At 41.6% G+C, this 25250-nt stretch carries 21 protein-coding genes; all 21 read right to left on the bottom strand.

The window, feature by feature from the left end; genetic code table 11:
• Positions 1-55: 55 nt before the first annotated feature.
• Positions 56-1045 carry an electron transfer flavoprotein subunit alpha/FixB family protein gene (locus DEAC_RS13420; RefSeq protein WP_047810586.1) on the bottom strand — a complete coding sequence of 330 codons (990 nt, stop codon included), beginning with the start codon at positions 1043-1045 and terminating at the stop codon, positions 56-58.
• A gap of 14 nt (positions 1046-1059) precedes the next feature.
• Entirely contained in the window at positions 1060-1833 is a 774-nt protein-coding gene (locus DEAC_RS13415; protein ID WP_047810585.1) for an electron transfer flavoprotein subunit beta/FixA family protein, read from the bottom strand.
• A gap of 104 nt (positions 1834-1937) precedes the next feature.
• Positions 1938-3107, bottom strand: a complete 1170-nt coding sequence (locus DEAC_RS13410) for a (Fe-S)-binding protein (RefSeq protein ID WP_047810584.1) — start codon at positions 3105-3107, stop codon at positions 1938-1940.
• Positions 3108-3134: 27 nt separating this feature from the next.
• Positions 3135-5351 (bottom strand): hydrogenase iron-sulfur subunit, encoded by a 2217-nt coding sequence (locus DEAC_RS13405; protein ID WP_047810583.1) that lies wholly within the window; start codon positions 5349-5351, stop codon positions 3135-3137.
• 4 nt (positions 5352-5355) lie between these two features.
• A complete protein-coding gene (locus tag DEAC_RS13400; RefSeq protein WP_047810582.1) occupies positions 5356-6603 on the bottom strand; it encodes a CoB--CoM heterodisulfide reductase iron-sulfur subunit A family protein in 1248 nt (415 codons plus the stop codon).
• 719 nt (positions 6604-7322) lie between these two features.
• A complete protein-coding gene (locus tag DEAC_RS13395; RefSeq protein ID WP_047810719.1) occupies positions 7323-8234 on the bottom strand; it encodes an NAD(P)-dependent oxidoreductase in 912 nt (303 codons plus the stop codon).
• A gap of 198 nt (positions 8235-8432) precedes the next feature.
• Positions 8433-9875, bottom strand: coding sequence for a cardiolipin synthase (gene cls / locus DEAC_RS13390; RefSeq protein ID WP_047810581.1), 1443 nt, complete (start codon positions 9873-9875; stop codon positions 8433-8435).
• A gap of 8 nt (positions 9876-9883) precedes the next feature.
• Positions 9884-11242, bottom strand: coding sequence for a VWA domain-containing protein (locus DEAC_RS13385; RefSeq protein ID WP_047810580.1), 1359 nt, complete (start codon positions 11240-11242; stop codon positions 9884-9886).
• Positions 11243-11245: 3 nt separating this feature from the next.
• Positions 11246-12124 (bottom strand): AAA family ATPase, encoded by an 879-nt coding sequence (locus DEAC_RS13380; protein WP_047810579.1) that lies wholly within the window; start codon positions 12122-12124, stop codon positions 11246-11248.
• Positions 12125-12283: 159 nt separating this feature from the next.
• Complete coding sequence (locus tag DEAC_RS13375; protein ID WP_047810578.1) at positions 12284-13474, bottom strand: DEAD/DEAH box helicase; 1191 nt, start codon at positions 13472-13474, stop codon at positions 12284-12286.
• A 79-nt stretch (positions 13475-13553) separates the two neighbouring features.
• Positions 13554-15806, bottom strand: a complete 2253-nt coding sequence (locus tag DEAC_RS13370; protein WP_047810577.1) for a type IA DNA topoisomerase — start codon at positions 15804-15806, stop codon at positions 13554-13556.
• Positions 15807-15890: 84 nt separating this feature from the next.
• Entirely contained in the window at positions 15891-17147 is a 1257-nt protein-coding gene (locus DEAC_RS13365) for an adenosylhomocysteinase (protein WP_047810576.1), read from the bottom strand.
• 84 nt (positions 17148-17231) lie between these two features.
• Positions 17232-17882: a class II aldolase/adducin family protein gene (locus DEAC_RS13360; RefSeq protein WP_047810718.1), complete on the bottom strand. Its 651-nt coding sequence runs from the start codon at positions 17880-17882 to the stop codon at positions 17232-17234.
• A gap of 63 nt (positions 17883-17945) precedes the next feature.
• A complete protein-coding gene (locus tag DEAC_RS13355; RefSeq protein WP_047810575.1) occupies positions 17946-18536 on the bottom strand; it encodes an HD domain-containing protein in 591 nt (196 codons plus the stop codon).
• A 283-nt stretch (positions 18537-18819) separates the two neighbouring features.
• Positions 18820-19137: a TusE/DsrC/DsvC family sulfur relay protein gene (locus DEAC_RS13350; RefSeq protein WP_047810574.1), complete on the bottom strand. Its 318-nt coding sequence runs from the start codon at positions 19135-19137 to the stop codon at positions 18820-18822.
• 107 nt (positions 19138-19244) lie between these two features.
• Positions 19245-20405: a sulfate reduction electron transfer complex DsrMKJOP subunit DsrP gene (gene dsrP, locus DEAC_RS13345; RefSeq protein ID WP_047810573.1), complete on the bottom strand. Its 1161-nt coding sequence runs from the start codon at positions 20403-20405 to the stop codon at positions 19245-19247.
• Positions 20398-21198, bottom strand: a complete 801-nt coding sequence (dsrO, locus tag DEAC_RS13340) for a sulfate reduction electron transfer complex DsrMKJOP subunit DsrO (RefSeq protein ID WP_047810572.1) — start codon at positions 21196-21198, stop codon at positions 20398-20400. Before dsrO ends, dsrP begins: the two co-directional genes overlap by 8 nt.
• Positions 21195-21677, bottom strand: coding sequence for a sulfate reduction electron transfer complex DsrMKJOP subunit DsrJ (dsrJ, locus tag DEAC_RS13335; RefSeq protein ID WP_047810571.1), 483 nt, complete (start codon positions 21675-21677; stop codon positions 21195-21197). Before dsrJ ends, dsrO begins: the two co-directional genes overlap by 4 nt.
• Entirely contained in the window at positions 21677-23296 is a 1620-nt protein-coding gene (gene dsrK / locus DEAC_RS13330; protein ID WP_047810570.1) for a sulfate reduction electron transfer complex DsrMKJOP subunit DsrK, read from the bottom strand. Before dsrK ends, dsrJ begins: the two co-directional genes overlap by 1 nt.
• Positions 23297-23302: 6 nt before the next feature.
• On the bottom strand, positions 23303-24304 hold the full coding sequence (dsrM, locus tag DEAC_RS13325; protein ID WP_047810569.1) for a sulfate reduction electron transfer complex DsrMKJOP subunit DsrM: 1002 nt from the start codon (positions 24302-24304) through the stop codon (positions 23303-23305).
• A gap of 17 nt (positions 24305-24321) precedes the next feature.
• Positions 24322-24876 carry an RsbRD N-terminal domain-containing protein gene (locus DEAC_RS13320; protein ID WP_047810568.1) on the bottom strand — a complete coding sequence of 185 codons (555 nt, stop codon included), beginning with the start codon at positions 24874-24876 and terminating at the stop codon, positions 24322-24324.
• Between the last annotated feature and the right edge of the window lie 374 nt (positions 24877-25250).

Here is a 25250-nt window from a genome sequence, read left to right as displayed (position 1 = left end):
ATTATCAAATATCAACATTAAATCCTAGAACAATCATTAAAGCAATAACATGTTGTTAAGCACTAACAATCTTTTTAAATTCTTCGGTCAGAACTGGAACTACTTCGAAGAGATCGCCAACAATTCCATAGTCTGCAACGTTGAAAATATTAGCTTCAGGATCTTTATTGATTGCAACAATAAATTTAGAAGAACCCATTCCTGCAAGGTGCTGGATAGCTCCAGAAATCCCACAGGCGATATAGAGGGTAGGAGCAACAGTTTTACCTGTTTGTCCAACTTGGAACTTTTGCTCTCTCCAACCTGCATCAACAGCGGCGCGTGATGCACCAACTGCTGCGCCAATAACATCAGCCAGGTTTTCTAAGATAACATAGTTTTCAGGGCCTTTCATGCCGCGTCCACCAGAAACAATGATGTTAGCTTCAGTTAATTCAGGACGTTTAGAAGCGGCAATAGCAACTTCTTTAAGGATTGCGCGTAAATCCGCTGCATCAATTTCCGCACTTTCTTTAACAACGTCTGCCTTGCGGGAATCATCAGCGGCAGGCAAGTTAAACGTATTGGGACGAATTGTAGCCAGGATAGGACGAACGCTGGAAGCAAGATATTCAAAGGCTTTACCAGCATAAATAGGACGTTTGAAGGTCATGAAGCTGCTGGCATCGAGTTCAATACCCGTGCAGTCAGAAGCAAGACCAACACCTAAACGTTGAGCTAAACGAGGAGCGAGGTCCTTTCCAACAGCTGTATTACCCATAAGGACAGCTTGTGGTTCCTCTTTACGAATCAATTGGTTCAATGCCGAAGTATAGGCACCTGTTGTATACTCTGCCAATTTCTCATTTTCAACAACGATAACTTTGTCTGCTCCATTAGCAGCAAGAGTTTGTGCAAGTCCTTCTATTCCTTGACCAAGTACAACAGCGACTAAGGGTTCGCCAGTCTCATCGGCCATTTTCCGTCCTTGTCCAAGAAGTTCTAATGAAACTTTACGAATTTGTTGTTCGCGTTGTTCAACAACAACCCATATTCCTTTTGCCATGTTTATTCCTCCTTCTACAGAACTTTAGCTTCTTCATGCAATAGTCGTGCTAATTCTTTGGCGGCTTGAGGTGCATCTCCAGGGATCTTTTGTCCTGCTTGGCGAGCAGTAGGCAAGGTGTATTTCTGAACACTCATTTTAGATGCTAAGTCGCCGGCAGCTAACCCGAGGTCAGCAACAGCCATTGATTTTAAAGGTTTCTTTTTAGCCTTCATGATTCCAGCTACGGATGGATAACGGGGTTCATTGAGGCCTTTTTGGGCTGTGAATACAGCAGGTAATGCAACTTCAATGGTTTCTGTTCCGCCGTCAATTTCACGGGTTGCAGTAACTTGAGTTCCAGCAACTTCAAGCTTAAGAACGCTGGTTACCGAAGGAATATTTAAGGCTTCTGCTAAACGTACGCTAATTTGACTTGCTCCGTCATCAATGGCAATACGGCCGGATAAGATGATATCATAAGGGAGTTGTGCTACTGCTTTAGCAAGAATTTCTGCATTAGCCCATTCATCCGTACCCTCTAAAATAGGATCATTCACGACGACACCTTTATCAGCCCCCATTGCCAAAGCTGTACGAACAGCCTCTTGAGCACGCGGACCTCCCATAGTAACGATCGTAACATCGCCACCAAATTTCTCCTTCAGACGAATTCCCTCTTCAATAGCGTACTCATCGTAAGGATTAATAATTAGGTTGACCCCGTTGGGATCGATTTTGCCATTACCATCAAGAACAATTTTAGCCTCGGTATCAAATGTTTGTTTGATGCAAACGATGATGTTCATGCTTTCTCCTCCTAACTTTTCCTATTTTGTCAACGGCTTATTGGGTATAATTGTATATATTGGACACCTCCCCTATATGGGGAAATGGCATCACCTACGAGATATTAAGGCTTGCTAGCTGAACAAAGGAGTTCGGACATTTCCATAACTTCCAAGACATCATTCTTTTCCAGTCCTGCGCAGGCATCGTCAAGCATCAGGATGCAATAGGGACACGCTGTTACCAAGACATCAGCCTGTTTTTCCACCGCATCGGTTATTCTCAGTTCTCCAAAGCGCTGGCCCATTGGCACTTCTGCCCAGACTCTTCCTCCTCCGCCTGCACAGCAGAGGCTTTTGCTCTTGTTTCTCTCCAGTTCCACGAATTCTACTCCTGGGATCGCTTGGATTAGTTCACGTGGAGCATCGTACACTTCATTATGTCGTCCTAAGTAACAGGGATCATGGAATGTTACTTTCTTCCCTACTTCTCCCTTGAAGGTTAATTTTCCTTCTTTCATCAGCTTACTTAGCACTTCTGAATAATGCACGACTTCATACTCGCCGCCGTAGTCTGGATAATCCTTCTTAAAGGCATATAGGCAGTGCGGCGATGTCGTTATGATCTTTTTGACCCCTTTACTGTTAAACAACTTTATATTGGACTCCGCTAACTTTTGGAACAATTCCTCATCGCCCAGTTTGCGGATTGTCTCTCCACAACAGTTTTCTTCCGCCGTCAATACTCCAAAGCTTACCCCTGCTTCTTTTAACAAGCTTACGATGCTTTTGGCAATCTTTTTGCTTCGGGTATCGTAGCAGGACGTGCAGCAAACATACAGCAAGTATTCTGTATCCTCACTAAAGGCCGGTATATCCAATCCTTCTTGCCATTCCGCACGCTTTTCTTTCTCTCCTGACCATGGATTTCCGTTAGCATGAATGCTTCCGGCAATCGGCCGCAGGTGCGCCGGCAAAAATCCTGCACCTACTGTCGTGTTTCGCATTGACCGTACATTGTTGATGATCTCAACTTTTCGCGGGCAATTAGATTGGCACATCCCGCAGGTTGCGCAGGCAAACAATATTTCTTCGTCTTCAAATCCTTCTAATCCCAATTGTCCCAAGCGCTGCATTTTCCGAATGTTAAATGCTTCGCTTACTTCTCCGGGGACTAACCGCCAAGGACAAAGGTTGGTGCAGAGTCCGCATTGCATACACCAGCTGAGCGTCTCCGCCCCTGAAGAAACAATATAATCTTTCATCTCCAGAGATACACTTTTTATTTCTTCCATACTAATGCTCCTTTGCTATTCAAGGACTTAGAACCCTTTATAGGGGTTAGGACCCAGTTCTTCTAGTCTCTCGGCAAAGCCGTCCAAAATTCCTGGTATTTGATCGTAATCCATAATGGATACTTGTTCCATCCGTACGCGTTCCGACTCTAAGGACAATCGGTCTAACGTTTCTGCCACTTTGGAGAGTCGGGTTTCTGCCAATTCACTTCCTTTGATGAAGTGGCATTGGTAATCATCACCATGCTTACATCCGAGGAGAAGTATGCCATCAATTCCTTTGGATAACGTATCCGCGATCCACACCAGGCTCATGGAACCTAAGCATCTTACCGGTATCACCCGTACCCAAGCGTTGTAACTTAGGCGATTGATTCCCGCCATGTCTAAGCACGGTATGGCATCATTTTCACAGGCAAATACCACAATTCTTGGTTTTTCTTCATCCTCTTCCGGAACTTCGATGGCTTTGATCATGTTGCCGATCATCGGCACGGAGTAGTTTTTGAAGGATATGATCCGTTCCGGGCAGGCTCCCATACAGATTCCGCACCGTCGGCAACGGGTTGGATTCGGCAGCGGATTGAATTTATCATCTTCGTTGATCGCTCCGAACGGACATTCCACGGTACAACGTTTACATTGCGTACAACGCTGCATCGCAAAACTCGGGAAGGACAGATCCCCCACTCTGGGATGCACTGCAGAACCGAGTTCGCTCAATTCTATGCATTGGATGGCTTTCATGGCTGCTCCTGTCGCATCTTCGATGCTTGACAGCGCATCCATCGGTGCTCTTACACTTCCTGCTGCATAAATCCCTGTTCGTCGTGTTTCATATGGGAAACATACAAAGTGGGAATCCGAAAATCCATATTTTAATGTCGGCATCTCTGGTCCTTGGCGATACGCCAGGTTTAAGAGGTTCGACCGTATAATCGTGTCACCTTGTGGTTTCTCTTCTTTTTCTTCGTTTTCGCTCTTCGCGTCTAAGCTTTCTCCGAACGCTGTCGTCGGTACCATCCCTGTGGCTAAGACAACTAAGTCTACACCTTCTGTTCCAATGGTTGCGCCGGTGAGAACGTCGGCTGCTTCGATGAGCAGGTTCTTATCGTCGTCTTCTGTGATCCCCGTCACATCGCCTCGTACGAAAACGGCTCCATCTTTCTGAACCCGTTTGTACAGCTTTTCATATTGTCCGGGAGTTCGGATATCTTTATGGAAAACGTAGATCGCGGCTTCTGGGTTTTGCTCTTTCAGGTAGGTTGCTTGTTTCAAGGATTCTACACAACATACAGACGAGCAATACGGCAGGTGCTCAGCATCCCGTGACCCTGCACATTGCAGGAAGGCGATGCTTTGTACTTCTTTGCCGTCTCCCGGGCGTACGATCTTTCCGTTCTTCGCCAGTTCTTCGAAGGCTTGACTGGTTATGACGTTAGCATATTTGCCATAGCCCAAGTGCTCTAATTTCGATGCGTCATAGGGTACGGCACCGGTGGCCAGCACAACTGACCCGATTCGTTCATTAATTTCCTGGCCATTCTGTTCGATCTTGACATCAAACATTCCAGGCGCCCCGGCGATCTCTTTAATTTCTGCACTTGTATAGACTGTGACATCCGGATTGGCTTCTACTTCTTGGATCCGAACTGCGATGTCTACCTCTTCCGGATCGCTGTAGGGAGCTTTTAAGGGGGCTTGTTTGAACAGATTGTTCATCCAGCCGCCCAGCACCGGACTCTTCTCCACGAGAACCGTCTTGTACCCGGCTTTTGCTCCTTCAATTGCTGCCGTGATCCCTGTCAGTCCGCCGCCTACGACGAGAATGGTCTTAACCATGTTTTCACCATGGTATCCTTCGGGAATTTCAATATGTCCTGCTTTGGCCAGACTCATCCGCAGGTTGTCTTCTGCCATCATTTGCGTGTCTTCATCCTCTGCCGGATGACACCAAATGACTTGCTCCCGTATATTGGCACGTTCCAAGATAACTGAAGGTCCAAAGTCAAAGACATCATAATTTACGCGTGAGGAACATCCGGCGATGACCACCGTGTTTACCCCTTCGTTTTCGATGTCACTTTTAATTTGCGCCACGCCTTCTGCTCCGCACAAAAATGCGTGGGTCTTACATACGGGTACTTTACTTTCTTTGGTGGCAACCTTGGACAAAGCTGCTATGTCTAAGGCGTCTCCAATTCCACAGCCGCTGCAGATATATACCCCTGTCTTTTTATCCATTGAGCTACCTCCTCACCGTAGATTGTAGAGCTTTTAGTGCTGCAGCTGTAGCATCTTTTGCCGATGAGGCTACATCCAAGGGTTTCTTCACGCTTCCTGCGCCGTATATCCCCGGTTTCCCTGTTTCAGAAGCAATAAATCCATCCTCATCATACACTATACCAGCCGGTACTTTTGATCCTGCTGTGGACGGCACCATCCCTGTGGCCAAGACCACCATGTCCACTCGTTCTCTCATGATTTCTCCGGTCTCTTGATTCTCCACTTGGACGATCAGATCTTTTGTCTCGGCATCTTCCGAGATCTCCCCAACTTTGCCTTTAATGAGGTTGATCTTATCTTTAACGTTGTTATAAAAGTCTTCATATTTCCCCATCGCCCGTACATCAATGTAAAACATCGATACCTTAGCATCCGGAGCTTGTTTTAAGACGTATGTTGCTTGTTTTAATGAGGCCATGCAGCAAATGCCGGAACAATACGCCAGATGATTTTCATCCCGTGATCCCGCGCATTGTACGAAGGCGATCGTCTTTACTTCTTTGCCGTCAGATGGCCGGACAATTTTTCCGCCGGTTGGTCCGTTATGTGCAGCCATGCGCTCCAGCATAACGTTCGTTAGCACATTTTGATGTCGGCCATAGCCGTAATAGGAGATCTTCGTGGCATCATACGGCTCCCAGCCTGTTGCCCAAACGATGGAACCTACATTGAGTTTGAAACTTTTCGGTTCCATATCCAGTTCAATAGCACCGTACTCACAAACGCTGACACACTTCCCACATTCTGCTCCCAGGCATGCTTCCCGGTCAAGAACGTACTTCATTGGAAACGCAAAAGCATGGGCTCTATAAATTGCTTTCGTTTTATCCATGCCATAGTTGAACTCGTTGGACCTCTCTGCCGGACATACCTCCGTGCATTTCCCGCATGCCGTGCAGTTCTGATTTACATAACGCGGTTTCGCGGTTACCGTAACGGTGAAATCTCCTTCTTCTCCTTCAATGGATTCGATCTCTGACAATGTGAAAAACTTGATCCTCGGATTCTGTTTTATTCTGCGGAAGTTAATCTCTAATCCGCAGTTCGGAGGGCATAACTTAGGAAAATACTGGTTCATCTGGGCTACTCGGCCACCGAGATAAGATTTCTCTTCGACCAGATAGACCTCACTTCCTGCTTCGGAAGCTTCTACAGCGGCGGTAAGTCCGCTGATTCCCCCTCCAACCACCAGAATACTCTTATAAGCCATCCTTTTACCTCCCTTATATGCCAGTAAAATCTCGACGAACGCCGAGCTAGTCAGTCCGGTTTCCCGGACCAACCATATAGCACTCCTCCAAGATGATTATGGAGGTATTTGCTTTCTCCTATAACGAATTCAATTTATATTGTATAAAATAATATAAATTTGGATTATTAAGACTATTTACACGTTAACATTAATCCCTTGACGTTTATATCATAAGCAGGGAATATGAATACTTTCACATAAAGAACTAAAAAAAATAAGTAGACCCGAAAGGCCTCTCTTCTAAGCAAAATAATACATGTACAAAAAATAATATACAACTTTTAATGTCGTAGTTAGTTAGCTTACGTATTTAAGATTAGCACTGAGGTTACTAGAAGTCAATATTACTATAATTAATATATTATATAGTGAATTAATTAAATCGATAATTCTATTGGGAATTCAAATAGCAAATTTCTCATATAAATTGATGCCCAAAATTATTTGTCGAGCTGAATCGAATCCTATATATTTTATGATAGGATAATTGCTTTTTAAACTTAATATTTAAATGCCTCAGCGAGCAAATGAACACGTCTTATTTGGCCATATGAATAATGAATTATGGAATTAATAAACCCCGTTATAAAAGACCATGAAAGAAACTTATTACTATTCCTCCATGGTCCTTATCTATAGTGCTTAATGACTAATTTGTGCGCTTTAGCAACATATAATTACTGGTTAACTACAGATGTCAAAGAAGTGTATAACTTATATAGACTTTGTGTACCGCTGTTTTCTTCACCGGCAGCGGCTAATTTGTCATATAAGGATTTTGCAAGCTTCAAGCCTGGAGTCAATAGTCCCATTTCATCAGCAGCATTCAAGGCAATTGTCATATCTTTAATAAAATGCTTGACATAAAAACCAGGAGCAAAATCATTCGCAAGCATACGAGGCGCCAAGTTGCTTAATGACCAACTTCCTGCTGCACCAGTAGCAATGCTCTTAAGAACCGTGTCAGGATCTAAGCCCGATTTAGAAGCATAGGCCATTGCTTCACACACGCCAATCATATTAGTCGCAATAGCAATTTGATTGCACATTTTAGTATGTTGACCCGCTCCAGCCTTCCCTTGATAAACAATGTTTTTACCTAAATAACTCAAAACCGGGACTAATACGTTAAAGACTTCCTCATCACCACCTACCATAATCGCCAAACGCGCTTCCTTAGCGCCCACATCTCCTCCGGAAACCGGTGCATCTAAGGCGAACATTTCCTTTGCAAGCGCTTCCTCATATATTTTTTTAGCTAATGATGGCGACGAAGTAGTCATATCAATTAGATAACTTCCGCTTTGAGCATAATTAACAATTCCATGTTCTCCTAAATAGATTTCTTCGACATCCTTAGGATAACCTACCATAGTAATGATAATATCACTATTTTGTGCCAGCTTTTCGACCGTTTCTTGCCAAACGGCTCCGGCAGATAGGAGTGATTCTGCTTTACTTTTAGTTCTGGTGTAAATATTCACTTCATAGCCAGCCGATAATAAATGTCCCGCCATGCTTTTGCCCATAACCCCTGTGCCAACGAAGCCAATCCTGGAATTTTGTTTTATTGTTAACAAGATCTTCATACTCCTTTCTATTTCTAAGGTTAAATCGATCGTCTGCAGTTGGTTAAAGCTAATCAAAAATGCATATCGTTAAAGAGTATCATCACTCTTCCTTTTGATTAGGCATTACCTAGCGTCCTACTACAATATTCTCTAGAAACCGGGAATTTCCTCCTTATAAGAATTTCTTCATTATTTATTCGACTTCGACACTCCCGCTTATAGAAGCGGGGAGAACAAGCGAGCACTTGATTCTTTCAGACGATTGGAGAAAGGACGATTTTTATATTCAGTGAGAATTAATTCCTTACTGTCTTGAAGATCTTGATAAAAGTCTCGTTCTAAACGATGAGCCAAAGGTTCATCGTATATAAAAGCACTAATTTCAAAATTTAAACTAAAACTTCGAATATCAAAATTAGTCGAGCCAACAACCCCGATTTCTCCATCCAGGATTAAGATTTTGGCGTGTAGAACTCCCTTTTTATATTGATATATTCGGACTCCAGCTTCCAATAACTCTTCAACGTAGGAAAGAGAGGCCCAATAGGTAATTTTATGATCAGCCACACCTTGTAGAATAACTCGTACATCTATGCCGCTTAAGGCTGCGGTTTTTAACGCCATTATTGAACCTTCATCGGGTATAAAATAAGGTGTTTCAATATAAATCGCTTTTTCAGCACTGGTCAAAGCTACAAAGAAGATTTCCAGCATCGAACCCCAATCAGAATCAGGGCCGGTAGCAGCAATTTGTGTCATTTGAACATCTAGTTGGTTCGCCTTAGGATAGTAGTCCACATCAAATAGTTTTTGTCGAGTGGTTCCATTCCAGTCATTTAAGAACACCGCTTGCAGAAAATTAACAGAATCCCCCTCAAGTTTCAGAAAAGTGTCTCGCCAGAAACCGATTCTTTGATTGAGAGATAAATATTCATCTCCGACGTTTAGTCCTCCCAGAAAACCGATTCGGCCATCAATGACAACAATTTTACGGTGATTGCGCAAGTTAAGACGCCGCGATAGAAATGGAAAGCGGACCGGATAAAATACTTCCGCCTCAACTCCTGCTGCTCGTAATTCGCCAAAATGTTTTCGCAAAGAACGATTAACCAAACCATCGACCAGAACTCGGACTTTGACACCTTCAGATACTTTGCGCATCAATAAATTTAGAATATCCCGTCCAATGCTGTCATTGTGAAATATAAAGAATTCCAAATGAATATGATTCTTGGCGCTTTCGATGGCGTCAAAGATCGCTTTAAATGTGTCGATACCATTGGTAAGCACTTGTGAACGATTATTAAAGGTTATGGGGGCAGAGGCATCATTCATTAAAATATTTGCGAGTTTGCGATTGATTGGAATACTTGTGGTCTGATCATCATCGTCTTCAGCTTGAATTGCCTGTCGTTCCATTAAAAGTTCTTCCGTAGGTCCCTGCAAAAGCTGAGTATGATGTGAAAGTTGATGTTTACGTACCAATCTGCCTAACATGAGATATATTAGAGCACCTAAAATAGGCAAAGCACCAAGAATTAATAGCCAAATAATGGTCTTTGTAGGGTCTCTGTTTTCTAGAAATACGACGGACCCGAGAATAATCAATTGGGCTATGGTAATTAAGGCTATAGTTATTACTAGAATGGAAATAGGCAAGACCCTCCTTAAAAAACATCTCTAACTATTTTTAGCAAGTCTTCTGCAGAACGGCAACGATAAGCTTTCCTATAGAAAGGCTGATAATGTTTCATGATATTATCAGGATCATTCCACTCCTCAGCATTTAAAGGATTCAGCCAGAAGATCTGTTTAACTCGTTCAGAAATTTGGGCAATATACTCTTTTTGTGGTGAACGATAATTATTCTTACCATCACCTAATATCACAATCGTTCCCCTGGCAGACACGTTAACTAAATAATTCTCGGCCAGTTCTTTAAAAGCTGCTCCGTAATCTGAGTACCCAAGACTAATCTTATGCCCCCAACTCGTTATCTTTTGTCTGATATCCTCAAAATCTTCATCCCAAATGAAATCCGAAACATCCCAAACAGTTTCAATAAAAAAACAAACCCTAATTTTTCGGTAACACCGTTTAAAACAAGAAATTAAAAAGATAAGAAATTCTACAAATGGTGCCATTGAATTTGAAACGTCACAGAGAACGATTAACTCGGGTGCACGAGGGATCCGCTGGTGAAAACTCAACTTAAAAATTAGTCCGTTACACTGAACGCTTTGGCGTACAATTCGGGCAATGTCGATCAGCCCTCTTCTAGTAGTTGGTTTCCAGCGTTGTCCAGGCCGGACGGCTAATTTTCGGGTCCATTTTCGAATACTCGATTTTACTAAACTCTTTTCTAGATCTGTAAGATTGCTCAGTGGTTTAACCAAAAAATGTTGCCGGGCCAAAGGCTGCCAGCTGTTTTCTTTATGCACTTGAAGTGCCAATACCTGATGTCTGATTTCATCAATTATCGATGAGCGTAAGTTTAAATGAGCGTACCATTCCTCTTCGGTAAGTGATCCTCGTTGGTAATCTAATTCATAGGAATTAATCCAGGTATAATAGTTCATATCTGCTAAAACAGCTTTAACAAGATCATCGAATGCCCCTATCTTATTCATTAATACTTCAAGTTTCGCCGGATTAATTTTTAGAGTAAGATCTTTAGAAACATCATGCCCTTCTGAATTCGATAGACTAATACCGCCAAATCCTCGTCCGACACCTTGTCCGCCTATACTGGGGCTGTTCTTATCCTCAATGTTAATAACCCTCGTTGAATCTTCAGCATCATCAGCTGTACCCAGCAAATTTGCAGCAAAAATGATTCTCCAAACACTTTCAAACATGATTAGGTCTTGAGGTCTGCGAATTAAAAGTGCCTTCATTATCTGTTTTTCCGCTATCATCGGAAATCGATCGAGACAGATTTGAACATCACGAACATCTTCAGATGAAATCATAATCGAAGCTTGTCTCAGGCCATTAATTAATCTAAGAAAATCCCACCCGTTCATCGTTTAGTCCATCCTAACCTTAAGCTCAGAATCCCATTTTTTTAGACGTTCCTCCAACTTGACGATGTCCTTAGGGTATTTCAACAAGACATTAAGTAACCCCATCAAGTTACTATAATTTACCTTGTCTTTTTGAAGTGCTTTTAAAGCACAGGCAAAATCGATGGATTCCGAAACGCTCGGTAATTTTTGCAAAGGAAGCTTACGAACTTTAGCAACAAATTCACAGACCTCTTGAACGAGTTGTTCAGTAAGATCGGGAACCTGTGAGCTCAAGATGGACATTTCTCGTTCAAGGGTTGGATATGTCAGGTAGATATGGATACATCGCCTTCTTAAGGCATCGCTGAAATCCCGACTATTATTACTTGTTAAAATTACAATAGGATTGGCTTTTGAAGTTATGGTTCCTAATTCCGGAATTGTAACTTGTTGCTCCGCAAGCAGCTCTAAAAGAAAACTTTCGAATTCTTCATCGCTTTTATCCAGTTCATCAATTAATAACAGGACAGGCTCCTCAGAACGAATTGATTCCAGGAGTGGACGGGCCAGTAAAAATTCCTCTGAAAACAAATTAAGCTTAATTTTTTCCCAATCATCTGTTTTAGCAAGCTGAAGACGCAAAAGCTGCTTCGCATAATTCCAATCATAAAGTGCTTTTGTGATATCCAATCCTTCATAACATTGCAGCCGTATTAATTTTCGGCGCTCTGCCTTAGCCAAGGCTATAGCTAGATGCGTTTTTCCAACACCGGCCGGTCCTTCAATAAGGCAAGGCTTTTTTAAATAAAGGCCTAAAAATAAAGTTGTTGCTGTTTCTAGATCAATCATATAGCCTTCTTGTTTTAATGCCTGGGCTAATTCACCTGGAGATGTATGCATTGCTTACCTCCTAAATAAAAGTCTTACCATCGTCCCATATAATTCATAACTCTTGAGAACTCTCTATGATCACAGAAAATTATATCAATTGTCATTTATATGTACAAAGACCTTTATATAATCGAAGTAGATCTCAGACCCAAACAAAAATAGTCATATTTAGCTTGGATTTTTGGTTCGAGTTTTTGCTCTCCCATAAAATTGTCTTTTCTGTGGATCAACAATTTTCCCAAAGGCCATCTCTTTCGGATTAATGTTAATTCCATATACATTTTCTAACTTTTTTAAGTAAGAAATTTCAGATTTTGTAACAAGTGATATGGCTTTTCCGCCTTCCCCTGCCCTGCCGGCCCGTCCTACCCTATGAAGGTAAATTTGATGATCTTCCGGCAAATCAAGATTAAAAATATGGCTTATCCCTTTTATGTCTAAACCCCGGGATGCTAAATCGGAAGCTACCAATATACGTAGTTTCCCCGATCTAAACTCATCCATTGCTTTGTGACGGTTTATTTTGCTTGCTCCCCCATAAATTCCTTCCGCTTCTATTCCATGATAGTTAAGTTTCTCAACGGTTTTTTCAATTTCCTCACTTTTATTGACAAAGATTAGAGCTCTTTTTGGGGATATACTACGGATGAGCTTTCTTAAAACTTCAAATTTATCCCTTTGTTCTGCAACAATATAGTCATGAGAAATTGTCGGGTTAATCTTTATTGTCTTAGTCACTCGCAGAACTTGAGGATTTTTCAAAAATTCCATAGCGCGCTGAGTTGTTGTTTCAGGAAGCGTTGCTGAAAATAAAAGAAGTTGGGTATCCCTCAAAGCAGTTTTGACAACAGCCGCAACGTCATGGACATTATCTTCATCTAATAAACGATCTGCTTCATCAAGAACAATTGTTTTAAGACTTTGAGCTGATATCTTTCTTTTCTTTATGAGCTCTAAAATTCGGCCGCTTGAGCCTACAAGAATATGTGGTTTTTCTTTTAACTTTTCAATTTGCCTAGTGATATTCACATTCCCAATTATTGCAGCCGCAGTAACCGGCAGGCCGGAATTTTTAGCAAGTATCCCTATCTCAGCATTAATTTGCAATGCTAATTCATGAGTTGGAGTGAGAATTAAGGCTTGATTCTCTCTTTTTAAACGATCTATTTTCTGAAAAATCGGCAGCAAATAGGCCAAGGTTTTACCAGTTCCTGTTTCAGATTGTCCTACAACATCATGACGCTCTAAAACTAAGGGGATTGCTTGTTCTTGAATAGCTGTTGGCTCATTGATTCCTTGTTGATTCAAGGCAAGAACTAACTTTTCTTCTACTCCGAGTTGGGCAAAGGATGTTGGCATTTTATTCTCCGTCCTATCCGCTAATATTTTCATTCACTGGTCAAGCATAAGACCGTATTTTTACGACAATTATAGTTGCTTACTGTTCAAACTCAAATTTCAATTTACCCTCTTCTGGTTTGTCCCAAACCAAATAGGCTGAAAATTTTTTACCGGTATTTGATTTAAAACCTTTGATGAGAGGAGTCCTGCCCTTTTTAAGCAGACTTTTGACTTGATTAGGAGTTATAGTTTTGCCACAGAGCTGTTTCTTCCAAATTACAAAATGACACCCATTTTTCCAATTTGAGCAGCCGAACCCTTTCTGACCCTCGATCACCTCGTGCCCGCACCTTGGACATTTTCCGAGCAAGGTCAATCCTTCATCCGCGATTTTAGATCCTGATTTATCCTTCTTAGCAAGGGTTCTATGGACACCTCCCGTTATAGATTTCGGCGCCAATGGTTTAGAACCCACTGCTATGGGCATCTTCCCATTAGTTTGTTCAAATGTACGCAGCTCCTCAATAATCTGACGGATAGCCATTTCGACATCAGAAATATAAGCTTCCAAGGTTAATTTCCCTTTTTCAACTTTAGAAAGGTTGAATTCCATTTGTCCTGTCATTTCGGCGCTTATCAGAAGCTGAGCTTTAGCGAGCCGTTTCTTGATAAGTTGAATAAGTTCGGTTCCCTTGACAGTAGGCTTCAACGCCTTCTGTTCTTGATAAATGTATCCACGATCAATTAAGCTCTCGATAATTGCCGGCCGGGTGGCAACGGTTCCCAACCCTTTCCCTTTTAATTGTTGCCGAAGTATCTCATCGTCAACTTGTTTTCCCGCTCCTTCCATAGCTTTTAGCAAGTCTCCCTGGGAATAGCGTTTAGGAGGCTTCGTGGTTTTCTCCTCAATTGAAAGAGCTTTTGTTTCGACCTCTTGACCTTGATCCAAAGGAGGTAAGACGGTCGTCGTTCCATCCTCGATTTCGTCCTTGTCGTAATCGTAAACAACTTTCCAGCCAGGATTTTTCAAGATCTTTCCTTTGACAGCAAAATGTTCACCTTCGATTACTGTGTCCACATCAGTCTGGCTATACTTCGCCGGAGGATACCATACAGCGATAAAACGTCGTACAATCAAATCGTAAAGATTTTGTTCGTCTCGTGTAAGTCTGTCTCTAGCAGTCTTTTCGGTTGTCGGAATTATAGCATGATGCGCGCTAATTGTATTGATCACCCGTTTCCCTTGAGGTACTCCGTAACGAATCGCTTCTGCCACTAATTTTCGGTAAGGTTCCTGGTTAACTGCCTCCAAATGATTTGCCAGCTTAGGAATTAGGTCTTTAGAAAGGTATGGACAATCAGTACGAGGATAGGTAATCCCCTTTTTTTCATAAAGGGATTGGGCGATCTTTAACACCTTCTCGGCACTAAATCCATATTTTTTCGATGCAGCAACGGTTAGTGAGGTTAAATCAAAGAGCAAAGGCGGTGGTTCTTGAAGGTCCTTTTTCGTGAGCTTCTGGATAAAAGCAGGTTTTCCCTGAATTCTTTGGATAATTTCCTCAGCCTCGCCGCGCTTTGCTATTCGTTTGGTTTCATTGGTTATATCGTACCATTTAGCGATATAGTTTCCCTTGCTTGTTGCAAACTCGGCCCGTATTTCAAAGAACGGCTGAGGGTTAAAGGAAAGTATCTCCCATTCTCGTTCAACGATGAGAGCCAGCGTCGGGGTTTGCACTCGTCCAATAGAAATAACATTTGGCTTTTTTCTTAACGTGTCATAACTTCCAAAGAGAGACGTGAATCCTTCAGTTAAATTCATACCAAAATCCCAATCAGCATAAGCTCTTCCATGACCAGCTGCGGCCAAGCCTGCAACGGATTGGGCCGGTTGAAGATTATTCATTCCTTCCAGAATTGAGGATGCAGTTAAGGATGAGATCCAAAGTCGTTTTAAAGGTTTTTGGCATTTGGAAGCCTCCCAAATTTCCTGGAAAAGCAACTGCCCTTCTCGATCAGCATCTGTACCACAAATCACCTCTTCTATCTCCGAAGACCTAAGCAAATGCAAGACAATCTGGTACTGCTTTTCAGCTCCTGATTTAACAACTCTGCGAAATTCCGCCGTCTTAGGAAGTACCGGTAAACGGTTTAAACTCCACCGTTTACCAACACGATCTAAATCCATATAGGTCTCAGGTCGTTCTAATTCTAATAAATGGCCATAACACCAAGTGATTATATACGCCTCATTTTCCAGATAACCGTCAGCTCTGCTTCTAACGCCTAAGGCATTGGCATATTCACGAGCTTGAGAAGGTTTTTCCGCAATAATGAGTTTTCTCCCCACACCTTAGCCTCCTACTAAATAATTTTAAAAAAACACCGTTTTCGTAAACGGTGTTTTCGTTTATACGTGCGCAATTATTTCAGGTTAATCAGCTTCAGGACTCCAAGAAGCGAGATAAGTCCGTTGTTCTTGAGTCAAAGTATCGATGGATAAACCTAAAGACTGAAGCTTTAACTGAGCCACCGTTTCATCTATTTCACTGTTCACTTGGTAAACCCCAGGTGACAATTTATGATGATTTACCGCCACATATTCCAAAGACAAAGCTTGGAGAGCAAAGGTCATATCCATAACTTCTGCAGGATGCCCATCACCGGCAGCCAAATTTACAAGACGCCCTTCTGCCAACACGTATAGCTTTTGGCCCGTCGGCAGCGTATATTCTGTAATATTATTGCGAGCAGTTCTTTCTGAGAGCGCGATCTCTTTAAGCTGGGCAACATTAACCTCCACATCAAAATGACCGGCATTGCAAAGAATAGCTCCAGACTTCATATGCCCAAAATGTTCCTTGTTAATGATATTGGTATTTCCGGTAACCGTAATAAAAAAGTCTCCAAATTTAGCTGCCTCGACCATAGGCATAACCTCAAAACCATCCATTAATGCTTCATTAGCTTTGATAGGATTAATTTCGCAAATAATAACCTTTGCGCCCAGACCTTTAGCCCTCATGGCAACACCCTTGCCACACCAGCCATATCCTGCGATAACAGCAGTCTTTCCGGCAACAACTAGATTTGTTGTCCGCATAATACCATCCCATACCGATTGACCAGTCCCATAGCGATTATCAAATAAATACTTACATTGAGCGTCATTAACAGCGATCATTGGAAACTTGAGCACTCCGTCCTTGGCCATTGAATGCAGCCTTAAAACACCTGTCGTTGTTTCTTCCGCTCCGCCTTTAACTTTTTTTAATAATTCAGGACGCGTAGTATGTATGGTTGAGACAAGATCTCCTCCATCATCTATGATAAAGTCAGGCTCTGTATCAAGAGCCAATTGGAGATGATGTTTATATTCCTCATCGGTGGCATTATACCAGGCATGAGCTTGGATTCCTTGTTGAACGAGGGCCGCAACAACATCATCCTGCGTAGAAAGCGGGTTGCTGGCAACTACTGTTACATTAGCGCCGCCTGCTCGAACCACATGAGCAAGATAGGCGGTTTTGGCTTCTAAATGCAGACAAATAACAACATTCTTACCAGCAAAAGGCTGAGTTTTTTCAAACTCTTGACGAACAATATTAAGGACTTGCATTCTTGGTGCGACCCAATCAATTTTGCTCTGTCCTAAAGGTGCTAGGGATATATCACGAATCGTTGATTTCATAAACTGATACCTTCTTTCTCTTTCTAGAGTTTAATTATACACTAATTCCTGAACTTTTCTCCATAGCTGATCTATAATCGTAAATTATCTCTGGCCATAGCCGTGAAGATAGAAATTCCGCATTCCCTCAACGTCTGTTGGCGACAATTCTACGACTCCGCCCATGAGCTGAGCAACTATCGTTATTTCAGCAGCTTTCTCAACAATCTGACAGACTTTAAGTGCCTCTTCTAAAGAACTTCCCACACCCAACATACCATGATTGGCCAGCAATACAGCATTTCGATCTTCAAGTGCCTTTAAGGTATTAAGGCCCAATTGCTGGGAACCCGGCAGGGCGTATTCGTTAACCCGAACATTTCCTCCCACAATCTGAACCAAATCTTCAACAGCACCCGGGATTTCTTTACGCGCGGCGGCCATGGCAGTGGCATAAGTGCTATGGGTATGGATGATAGCTTGTACATCCTTCCGACCGTGATAGACCGCCAAATGTAGTGGTAATTCTATAGATGGTAAGCGTGCTCCATTAACGCATACTCCATTATAGTCAAGAACTACAATATCATCGGGAATCAATGTGTCATAGCTCATTCCCGTAGGCGTAATGGCAAACCAATCGGTTCCCGGTACGCGGCAACTAATATTTCCCCATGTTCCAATGGTAAGCTTTGAAGTAAGGATTTCCTTTCCTTTGGCAACAACGTTCTGACGGGATATTAATATTTGATCCATTACCCGATCGTTTATCATGTCCATGTTTACCTCCATTATGTCACGAAGATGGAAATCATCCTATTATTTCTTTAAATAGCCTTTATTGATTGAGTCTTCGATGATTTCTTTTGCTAACTCCCATAGTTGCGGAACCGGATTCTCGAGAACGGAATTTCGTTTCAGCACTTTTTCACTTGTAACACCAGGTTTTTTCCAGGTATGTCCATTAGTATTATAGTTCAAGAGCAAGGGTTGAAGTCTATCTAAACTGGCAGCAAATTGTGACTCGGGTGTATGCATAGCCTCAAATTCATGCCATAAATCCATGATTTCTTCAGCCTGATCAGAAGGCAGAAGATAAAACAATTGATTAGCAGACTTCTGTTCACGCTCAAACTTATCAATATTTCCTTTTTCATCATAGCAAAATGTATCACCAGCATGTATCTCAACGAGATCGTGGATAAGAATCATTTTTAGAACTCTTAAGATATTAATTTCCTCAGAAGCATATTCAGACAATAGTATGGCCATAACTGCCATATGCCAGGAATGCTCTGCATCATTTTCCTGTTCAGTAGTTCCTATCACAACATTCTGCCTAAAAATTCTTTTTAAACGATCTATCTCTACAATAAACTTAACTTGATCTTCTAACCGTTTATTTTGCATATATAACACCCCTTACTGAGTTGATTAATACTTTTACGTCTATTTATTCAATTTCTTACGTGTTTGAACTATTTATAAATTAGGATATACCTTAATGGAAATTATCTAACTCAAATGCGTAATAAGCAGAATTCCTTTTACCATTGTATGTGTTCTACGTCAACTTTTCAAATCCCTGCCTATACTTTGGGCTATAAATGGAAAGGAGCCGATCTTTAGCGATCGACTCCAAACTTCTAAATTCATTATAACCCAAGGACTGATGAACTGGATTAAGCAGTTTTTACACGCAACCGGTCGGTTTCGGTAAGCCAGCGATTTTGCAAGCTCCCTTTCCAGGGCCAGCTGGGAATAATTCATAGATTTTCTTTTGGTCAAAACCGGTGTCTTTGCACATTTTACGAACCATTGGAGCAACACCGAATTGATCAAAGTATTCTCTGAGGTAATTGATCATTTTCCAGTGCTCTTCACCTAATTCTTCGATTTCTTCAGTTTTGGCAAGGTAATTTGCTACGTCAACGGTCCATTGTTTATGATCCTCTAAGAAACCGTCTTCATCCAATTCTACGACTAAATCCCCCACAGTAATTTGTGACATTTTAAATATCCTCCTTTAATGAGTTTATAAAATTGATATTGATGAGTTTATTTTAATGGTTAACTCAATCATTATCAACAAAAATAACATAAACAAAAAACTAAAACTTATGCCTGCTGTTCTTCTCGAACAGAGATAGCAACTTTATAAAGAACTGTTACGATTAATGCTCCTATCGCATAAACGGCAAGGACGATTGATATTTCGTTAGCTGTAGGAATATAATCCACAACTCTATCGAATGAATTAGGGACGAATCCGGCAAGTATCAAGACAACACCTTTATCAATCCAGTTTGCGAAATAGATGGATAAAAGGGCAATTGGCAGTAAAACTGGATTTTTCCTGGTCGGGAAGACTAGCAAAGCAATACCGAGAAACGCCAGAAATGCTGCTGTCCACATCCAAGGCACGAGAGTAGCATGTCCGTCAATTCCAACAAATATATACTTAAATGAAGCCATTTCCTCAGGAACATTACTATAAAACGCAGTAAATACTTCACAAAGATAAAAGAACACATTGGCGATCATTGCGTAGCGAATAATTTTAACAAGAGAGGGTATTGCATTGCGATCCGGATCAGGATCAAACTTGCTAACTTTACGCACAATTAACGCCAAGATAATTAAAAGCGAAGGACCAGCTGCAAAAGCAGATGCCAAGAACCGGGCTGCCATAATTGCACTCATCCAGAAACTTCTGCCTGGCAAACCAGCATACAAGAACGCTGTCACCGTGTGAATGCTGAAGGCCCAAGGGATTGACAAATATATAATTGGTTTAACCCAGTTCGGATAGTGAACTCCTTTGCGTTCTGCACCTAAAGTAGTCCAGCCTACGATCAAGTTAATTGCCAGATATCCACACAAAACACACATATCATAAAACATTACTGAGTGAAGCTGCGGATACAATAGTACGTTGAGGATACGCATTGGCTGACCAACGTCAACAAAGATGAATAGGATACACATGATCACGGCACCAATAGCTAAAAATTCAGCTAAGATTACCATTTTGCCAAAACGTTTGAAATCGTGCAGATAATAGGGTGTTACCAGCATAACAGCAGCTGCTGCGACACCAACAAGAAAGGTAAACTGTGCAATATACAGGCCCCAGGAAACATCGCGGCTCATACCTGTGAGCCCGAGACCATAATTATACTGTCTCATATAGGAAAAGAAACCAACGACGATAACAGCTAGCAGAAAAATAATCCAAGTCCAATATTTTTTACTGCCTGACAAAGCTTTTTCAAGCATGGTCCCCACCTCCTACCAAGTAATAGACATTAGGTTGGGTTCCAAATTGTGTCTTACGGCGAATCGTAAATTTTGTACTGACAATTTTATAAACCTCTGAATTTTGATCACTTAAATCGCCGAAAATTAATCCGCCATTCGAAGCCTCAGCACAAGCAGGTTGTTCCCCTTTTTCCAATCTCTCATAACAACCCAAACATTTTTCTACAACACCTTGGGTCCTGGTTGGAAAATTCGGGTTGAAATCTTTAATGAAAGGTCTGGGATCTCTAAAGTTGAAACTTCTGGCTCCGAAAGGACATGCACCCATACAGAAACGACATCCGATGCAGCGATGAAAATCCATCGTTACTATACCATCTTCTCGTTTGAAAGTTGCACCTGTCGGACATGCACGAACGCACGCTGGATTTTCGCAATGATTACACATTACAATAAATGGCATTTTTTTCATAGTTTCATCGAGATACTCGTTCTCAGAATCTGCGAACGTGTGTTCGTAATCATCATACCAAATCCATTTGATTTCATCCTTAGAACTGTCCATCTGTGGTATATTATGAATCTTGTCACATGATTGGATAACTCTATTAATATCTTCCTCAGTTTTAAACTTACTCATATCGACGACCATGGCCCAATGTTTGATTTTATCAGCGTTAGGTGCTTCCTCATACTCAGAAGCCGCCGAAGCCAAACGATCACCGATTCCTATGGTTGCAAACGAACTTCCGAGTCCGAGTGCTGTTACAACCCCAGCTCTTTTTAAGAATTGACGTCTATTGATGCTCATTGATTCGCCCCCTCTGGTAGATTGTGGCAACTCCAGCAGGTCGGCTCTACTGATGCATATTTATGGCATGTAACACAGAATTGATCGGACGGATTTACTACGGAGTTACTCGCTTCAGTAGTAGCCGCAGGGTTACTAGCACCAGTTGTGCTCACCGCAGGGTGAGTTGCAGCTGGTGAACTACTCGTCGCTGAATTAGAATAGTGGCACTGCAGACAGGTGTCAATATTAATATTAAAGGATTTACCTTGACTATTTACATACACCGTCTTGCCTTGGCGTACATATTCATCTCTCCATTGATTAAGCAGCTGCATATGATTAGCTCTCATATATGCTACTGGTTCTACACACTGAGTGCCTGATGGAACATTAATGACTGGGCCAGCGTTTGCTTTACCCAAATTATAGAAGAAAGGAAATGCGAGAACAGCAACAAAAACTATCAGCGAAGCAATAATTCTTCCGCCTTTATACATTATTCATTGCCCTCCTTTCCAGGTAGATCCTCACCACGTAAATTAGTTGTCCGTTCTTTTTCGCCCTTCATAACTAAAGCATTGGCTACTAATTCATGCGTACCTGTAACACCTACACCTGGAACCCAGTAATCCATCAATGCAGGAAAAGCTGCCCTGTCAACTGCACATATATTTGCCAGCATATTGACACCATGTTTATCATGGACATATTTTACTGCATTGGCTCGAGGGAACCCGCCCCTCATTCGTTCTTCCATATTTTCGGTTGCATTTAATCCCGAACCGCTGCCGCAGCAAAAGGTTTTTTCACGGATTGTATTTTCTGGCATCTCAAAGAAATTATTGCAGACTGATTTGATTACGTATCTCGGTTCATCAAATAATCCCATACCACGAGCTGGATTACAAGAGTCATGGAAAGTCACTCTCAAATGATCATTTCTGCTTGGATCTAATTTGAGTTTATTGTGTTTGATTAAATCTGCGGTAAACTCTGTAATATGAACCATCTTGGTAGATTTAGCGTTTTCAAATCTCGTACCGGTGATTGGGGAAACTGGCACTTCAAGGAAATCGGCAGGACCATTCCAAGTATCCATATATTGGTTCAAAACACGCCACATATGACCGCATTCTCCGCCTAAAATCCATTTTACTCCTAGACGTTTAGCTTCGGCATAAATCTTAGAGTTCAATCTCTTAGCCATGTCATTAGAGGTGAAAAATCCGAAGTTCCCCCCCTCTGAAGCATAGGTACTCCAGGTATAATCCAAACCGAGCTCATGGAAAAGCATTAGATAGCCCATACAGGTATAAATCCCCGGCTCGCCCATGTAGTCACCTGAGGGAGTAACAAACAAAATCTCAGCGCCCTTCCGATTAAAGGTTGGATTGACTCTGATTCCTGTTATATCCTCAATATCATCAATCATGAGTTCAATATTACTTTTTAAGGCGTGTGGCTCGATACCCAAGTGATTTCCCTTGCTGTAGCAAGCCGCTACCGGTCCGGCAATCCAGTTGATATTCAAGCCTAACAAATTGAGCAGTTCTCTGCCCATGATTGTTAACTCAGCTGTGTCAATCCCATAAGGGCAAAAGACAGAACAACGTCGGCATTCAGTACATTGAAAGAAATAGTACCACCATTCTTTTAAAACATCAGCATCGAGATCGCGTGCCCCAGCCAATCGTCCTAAAACTTTCCCGGCTTTCGTAAAATACCTTTTGTAAACAGATCTTAATAATTCTGCTCTGACAACCGGCATATTCTTAGGATCGCCTGTACCGATATAGAAATGGCATTTATCGGCACAAGCACCGCATCTTACACAGACATCCATAAACAACTTAAAAGAACGATATTTACTTAGTCTCTCTTCAATACCCTTGATAACAGTATCTTCCCAGCCATCCGGCAGGTTCCAATCTTCGTCTTCCGGCGTCCACTGATGAGCATTGGGAAAGCCTACAGTTAACAAATCTTTCTCTTTTGCAGCCGCAGGATAGGTAGCTGGTTTAAACTCAACCGGAATATCCATCCAATCCTTTGCCGGAGGATTATAGTTGATGCTTGATGATAGTTCTCCAGGTTTAGGAAGCTTATATTTCGCCATCCGTGATCACTCCTTTTCCACCGGTATACCAGCTTTTTTCATTTTCTCTCTAAATTCATCTTCATACTCAGCATAGCTATGAACTTCTACAGCATGATTCCAAGGATTAATATGCCGAACCATGCGATTATTACTGATCATATTACGAGTCGGACTCATGAAAATTCCACCCATGTGCATCAGCTTGCTTGTTGGGAAATACACAAAGAGGCAGCATATTAAGAATAAATGCACATAGAAAATAGCGCCGATATCCGAAGGTAACACAGGATGTAAGGTAGCTATCCCCAAAGCTAATTCCTTAACCGAAATTAAATCCACTTTATCGAAATAACGCATGAGAATTCCAGAAACCGCTATACCGAAAATCAATAAAAGAGGGAAATAATCGGCAGGAAGAGAAATGTATTTGATTCTTGGAACACAAACTCTTCTTAGGAAGAGGAATGTAATTGCTGCAAGGAATAATAAGTCTGTAATATAAATTTGCGGCAATCCAATTTGAAGCATGCTGTCAACGCTGTCAACCAACTGCAAGGCAACCGGGATTGGTTCTAAGAAGAATCTTAAGTGCCTTATAATAATAATCAGAAACGACCAGTGAAACACCAAGCTTCCTAACCAAAGCCACTTTGCAGAGCCATACGCTAATTGCGGCCCATTTTCCCCTTCCCTTAATTCGGTCTTAGTGTTTCGAAACAGCGAGCGAAACAAGAGTACTTCTGAAGCCATCCTCACTATAACGCCAAGGGCTGATGTCGGATTTTCAATCTTCGCTTGTTTGATCCAAGGTAAGGATTTTTGTTGGCCACAAGTTGTTGGAATGCGGTAGGGAACCGGCGAACGACCCCACTTAATAATACGATAAATAAACCCACCCACAAACAACACAAAGGCCACATACGGTATTATGATACCAAAAAAGAAATGTAAATTTGCGATACTGCCTCCAATAACGGCAACAAGGATAAGAACGATTACTGCGAGGAAAGAATAAAAGGCTTTCACTCTACGACCTCCTTCCTTTACAAATTAAATTTTAATTCTTTGTGCTCAAACTCTTGAGCTGGGATCTCGGACATCAAATTAGCCTTTTTGAGTAGTGTGAATGTCATTCGTTTAAGTTCGTCCGTTTTAAGCTGGTTGAGTTGTTCCCGACAACCCGAATATATATCAAAGGCAAAAAGAGCCAGATCATCAAGTTGAGATTCAAATTTAAAAATTTCTTCGTAGATCTGGTTCTGCCTGATTTCCTTACCGAGTTCTTCTCTAACCACATTTTTAAGCATAAAAATAAAGCTTACTGCTTTTGAAGGGGCAAAATCTTGTACAGCTCTTACTCGTATAATATCATCCAAAAGCTGCTTGCAATCAGTAAAACTTTTTTCGTCTAAGAGAGCTTGAAACAGATTCTGCGTTACATTCGTGATCGTATGCCCTATAGGATTTTCGAATCTGTCTTTTTTGTTTTTCAACATGCCTGATGGATCTTTGGGATAGGTGCTGATTATTGCATCAATCCATTTTGAGACAAGTTCTGATCTCTTTTTCTCGAGAAGGTCTTTTAACTTTGAGTCCACGATGACCACTCCTTGTCAATAATTTCTTTAAGACAACTGAGTCGATGCCGAATGGCGTCATGTTCTCCATCCAACACCGACTTTCCCCTTAACTAATATTTGATCTCCAGGCAATTACCAGGGGTAAAAAGTGATTTTGCCAATTAAAATTAGGAGATTTTCAACTATTCGGATTGTGTTTGTTCTTATTATCACTTTCAGTTTAAGGATTTTTGTCCTGCTTGTAAAATTCTTATTCCTAATTGTACTATTAGATAATCCCATAGCAATATAAGTTTAAGCATAGCATAACCCAAGGATTAACTGGAAATTCCGATAAAATTCGATAGTTATAAGGTTGTTTTGCATATAATTTTTATATTACCCGTAGAGAA

The organism is Desulfosporosinus acididurans, from assembly GCF_001029285.1.
Classification (GTDB): Bacteria; Bacillota; Desulfitobacteriia; order Desulfitobacteriales; family Desulfitobacteriaceae; genus Desulfosporosinus; species Desulfosporosinus acididurans.
This window is presented reverse-complemented; position numbering and strand designations above follow the sequence as displayed.

Bases quoted from the DNA above. Each gene is read 5' to 3' on its own strand.
- DEAC_RS13415 (WP_047810585.1), bottom strand. From the start codon at position 1,833: ATGAACATCATCGTTTGCATCAAACAAACATTTGATACCGAGGCTAAA.
- dsrJ (WP_047810571.1), bottom strand. From the start codon at position 21,677: ATGTATAAAGGCGGAAGAATTATTGCTTCGCTGATAGTTTTTGTTGCT.
- DEAC_RS13355 (WP_047810575.1), bottom strand. From the start codon at position 18,536: ATGCAAAATAAACGGTTAGAAGATCAAGTTAAGTTTATTGTAGAGATA.
- DEAC_RS13375 (WP_047810578.1), bottom strand. From the start codon at position 13,474: ATGCCAACATCCTTTGCCCAACTCGGAGTAGAAGAAAAGTTAGTTCTT.
- dsrO (WP_047810572.1), bottom strand. From the start codon at position 21,198: ATGAGCATCAATAGACGTCAATTCTTAAAAAGAGCTGGGGTTGTAACA.
- DEAC_RS13385 (WP_047810580.1), bottom strand. From the start codon at position 11,242: ATGAACGGGTGGGATTTTCTTAGATTAATTAATGGCCTGAGACAAGCT.
- DEAC_RS13400 (WP_047810582.1), bottom strand. From the start codon at position 6,603: ATGGCTTATAAGAGTATTCTGGTGGTTGGAGGGGGAATCAGCGGACTT.
- dsrK (WP_047810570.1), bottom strand. From the start codon at position 23,296: ATGGCGAAATATAAGCTTCCTAAACCTGGAGAACTATCATCAAGCATC.
- DEAC_RS13410 (WP_047810584.1), bottom strand. From the start codon at position 3,107: ATGGAAGAAATAAAAAGTGTATCTCTGGAGATGAAAGATTATATTGTT.
- DEAC_RS13420 (WP_047810586.1), bottom strand. From the start codon at position 1,045: ATGGCAAAAGGAATATGGGTTGTTGTTGAACAACGCGAACAACAAATT.
- DEAC_RS13350 (WP_047810574.1), bottom strand. From the start codon at position 19,137: ATGTCACAAATTACTGTGGGGGATTTAGTCGTAGAATTGGATGAAGAC.
- DEAC_RS13365 (WP_047810576.1), bottom strand. From the start codon at position 17,147: ATGAAATCAACGATTCGTGATATATCCCTAGCACCTTTAGGACAGAGC.
- DEAC_RS13360 (WP_047810718.1), bottom strand. From the start codon at position 17,882: ATGGATCAAATATTAATATCCCGTCAGAACGTTGTTGCCAAAGGAAAG.
- DEAC_RS13405 (WP_047810583.1), bottom strand. From the start codon at position 5,351: ATGGATAAAAAGACAGGGGTATATATCTGCAGCGGCTGTGGAATTGGA.
- DEAC_RS13380 (WP_047810579.1), bottom strand. From the start codon at position 12,124: ATGCATACATCTCCAGGTGAATTAGCCCAGGCATTAAAACAAGAAGGC.
- dsrP (WP_047810573.1), bottom strand. From the start codon at position 20,405: ATGCTTGAAAAAGCTTTGTCAGGCAGTAAAAAATATTGGACTTGGATT.
- DEAC_RS13395 (WP_047810719.1), bottom strand. From the start codon at position 8,234: ATGAAGATCTTGTTAACAATAAAACAAAATTCCAGGATTGGCTTCGTT.